At 67.1% G+C, this 2443-nt stretch carries 3 protein-coding genes; all 3 read left to right on the plus strand.

Annotation, left to right across the window (positions count from 1 at the left end; genetic code table 11):
• Positions 1-75 precede the first annotated feature (75 nt).
• The 3 genes from DD1DGNOD_RS25785 to DD1DGNOD_RS25795 all read left to right on the plus strand — a co-directional run bounded on the left by DD1DGNOD_RS25785 (position 76) and on the right by DD1DGNOD_RS25795 (position 2367).
• Entirely contained in the window at positions 76-654 is a 579-nt protein-coding gene (locus DD1DGNOD_RS25785) for a hypothetical protein (RefSeq protein ID WP_131768905.1), read from the plus strand.
• A 5-nt stretch (positions 655-659) separates the two neighbouring features.
• Positions 660-1292 (plus strand): OmpA family protein, encoded by a 633-nt coding sequence (locus tag DD1DGNOD_RS25790; protein WP_241255996.1) that lies wholly within the window; start codon positions 660-662, stop codon positions 1290-1292.
• Between the two features lie 385 nt (positions 1293-1677).
• Positions 1678-2367, plus strand: a complete 690-nt coding sequence (locus DD1DGNOD_RS25795) for a metal ABC transporter ATP-binding protein (RefSeq protein ID WP_346434385.1) — start codon at positions 1678-1680, stop codon at positions 2365-2367.
• Positions 2368-2443: the final 76 nt, after the last annotated feature.

Here is a 2443-nt window from a genome sequence, read left to right on the forward strand (position 1 = left end):
GGCCCGGATCTGTCCGCATAATCGGGATCGCGTACCGTCGTCGCACACATGCGGGAGGTCCGGATGCTCCACCGGATGAGAACCCGGCTGACGCCGGTCACCACCCTCACCATTCTGATCGGCGTAATCACCCTGTTCGTCATGGGCTGCTCCGGCTCGCATGACACACCTGCCCCCGGTGACCGGTCTACGGCCCCCGGGCCCGCCAGCACGGCACAGGCGAACCGGACGGTTGCCGTAGACGTCCCCGCAGCCAGCCGGACGACCGGTTTCCGCGCGCCTGGCAGCGCACCGGGGACCATCGACGTCGGCTTCGTCGACCTGAAGGTGGACGGACGCCTCACCACTCTCACCGTGGTGTGGACACCGAAATACACCGACGCCCCGCGGGACAAGGAGATCTCGGTCTTCGACATGTTCGGGGCGCACAGCCCGGCGGTCGCCCTCGTCGACAGCGTCAACCTGAAGCGCTATGTCGTCGTCCAGGACAGCCGCAACATCGAACTCGGCGCGAGCGGTCCCAGGACGAAGACCGTCAACAACACCCCGGTCAGCGCCTCGTACACCTTTGCCGCTCCGCCTGCGGACGTACGGACACTCGACGTCTACGCCGACGACCGGCTGCTGTTCGACGACGTCCCGGTCGGCCGGTGATCCCCGTGGGGACCCTCATCCGTGGCGTCACCGTACGGCCTGGTCCCGCCCTGACGGGTCTCGGCGTGGCCGTCCTGACTGTGGTCACCGCCGCCGTCTCGTGGGTGTGTGTGCCGACAGCCCGCGCCGCGACAGAAGCTCCGGCAGCTTCACCCACAGTGACCGAACAGGCGATCATCGAATCGATCAGGGAAATCGATCCGGCGGCCGCGATCCGGCCGATCGACGTCGAACGGGCAGTTGTCGCGCTCCGTACCGAACGGCATGACGGCTCCGGCGTGACCGTGACGATCAGTTCGGACGTACTCTTCGCGTTCGACTCGGCCGACCTGACAGAGGTGGCCCGTGGCCAGCTCGCCGGCATCGCGGCGCAGATCAGCAAGGCGACCAGCACGATTGGCGTCAACGGTTACACCGACAGCACCGGCACGCCCGCATACAACGTGATCTTGTCCCAGCGACGGGCGAACGCCGTCGCGGACCTGCTGCGTCCGAAAGCTCCGCCCGGTGTTCTCGTCTCGGCGACCGGGCACGGCGCCGCCAACCCGGTTACGCCGAACACCAACCCGGACGGCTCGGACAACAGCGCCGGCCGTGGCCAGAACCGGCGGGTCGGCATCACCTACCGCACATCGTGATCCATGCCAGGCAGACCGCTACCCGGTAGCGGTCGCACGGGCATGACATTCAAACGTGGATCGCATCAGCCTGCGCAGGTGAGATGGCCGGCGGAGTCACCGCCCACAATGCCGGACGCGTCCGGTAGCCGTACCGTCTCGAAGCATGACCGAGGCAACGTGGTGGCTGCCGAGCTCAACATTCAAGAAATCGAATACAAGGGCGGTAAACGTTGCAAAGCAGGACGCGGTCGCGTCCTCTCGGCGGTCAACCCGACCAGGCGATCCCGCTGATTCGGCCGGATCGAATCCGGTCGGATCAAATCCGATCGAATCGGGTGAAACACCTGAAACGTCCCCGGCCGTCATTTTCGACCGGGCTACGGTCGCCTACGGCCGGGTTCCGGTGCTGGAGGACGTCCATGGAACGGTCGAAATCGGCCGTACCGCGGCCGTCATCGGTCCGAACGGCGCCGGAAAGTCGACGCTGATAAAAGCGGTTCTCGGGCTTGCCCCGGTGGTGAGCGGATCGGTGACGGTGCTCGGCCGGCCACCGATGCAGGCTCGCCGCTGGATCGCCTACGTCCCACAGGTCGACGCCCTGGGACCTGAACTCCGTGTGACCGTCGCCCAGGTCGTTCTCATGGGTCGTTACCGGTCGGTCGGCTGGGTGCGGCGACCCACCTTCACAGACCGGACGATTGCGGCGCGTGCCCTGGAAACGGTTGGGCTCACCCACCATGCCCGTGACCGGTTCGAGACGCTGTCCGGTGGACAGCGCCAGCGGGTGCTCCTCGCTCGTGCCATCGCCCAGCAACCACACCTCCTGCTGCTCGACGAGCCGTTCGACGGCGTGGACGTACTGTCCCAGCAAGCGTTGCTGTCCGCGCTCACAGCCGTGCGGTCGGGGGGCACCAGCGTCGTGATATCCACCCACGACCTCGCGCTGGCCCACCTGACCTGCGACAGCGTCTGGCTACTCAACCGTCACCAGTTCGGTTTCGGACCGGCAGCCTCCACCCTCACCCCGGAGAAACTGCGCGCCGCCTACCAGGGCAACGCCCCGCACCACCTGCCGCGGCACCGCGCCGAGTAGCCAGCGGACATGGGCCTCCCAGACCTCTGGGCGACCCGGGAACGTAGACTTCCCGGACCTCCCGGACCTCCCGGAC

The sequence above is a fragment of the Candidatus Protofrankia californiensis genome, assembly GCF_900634765.1.
GTDB classification, from domain to species: Bacteria; Actinomycetota; Actinomycetes; order Frankiales; family Frankiaceae; genus Protofrankia; species Protofrankia californiensis.

Excerpts from the sequence above, each read along its gene's own strand:
- DD1DGNOD_RS25785 (WP_131768905.1), top strand. The coding sequence starts at position 76 with ATGAGAACCCGGCTGACGCCGGTCACCACCCTCACCATTCTGATCGGC.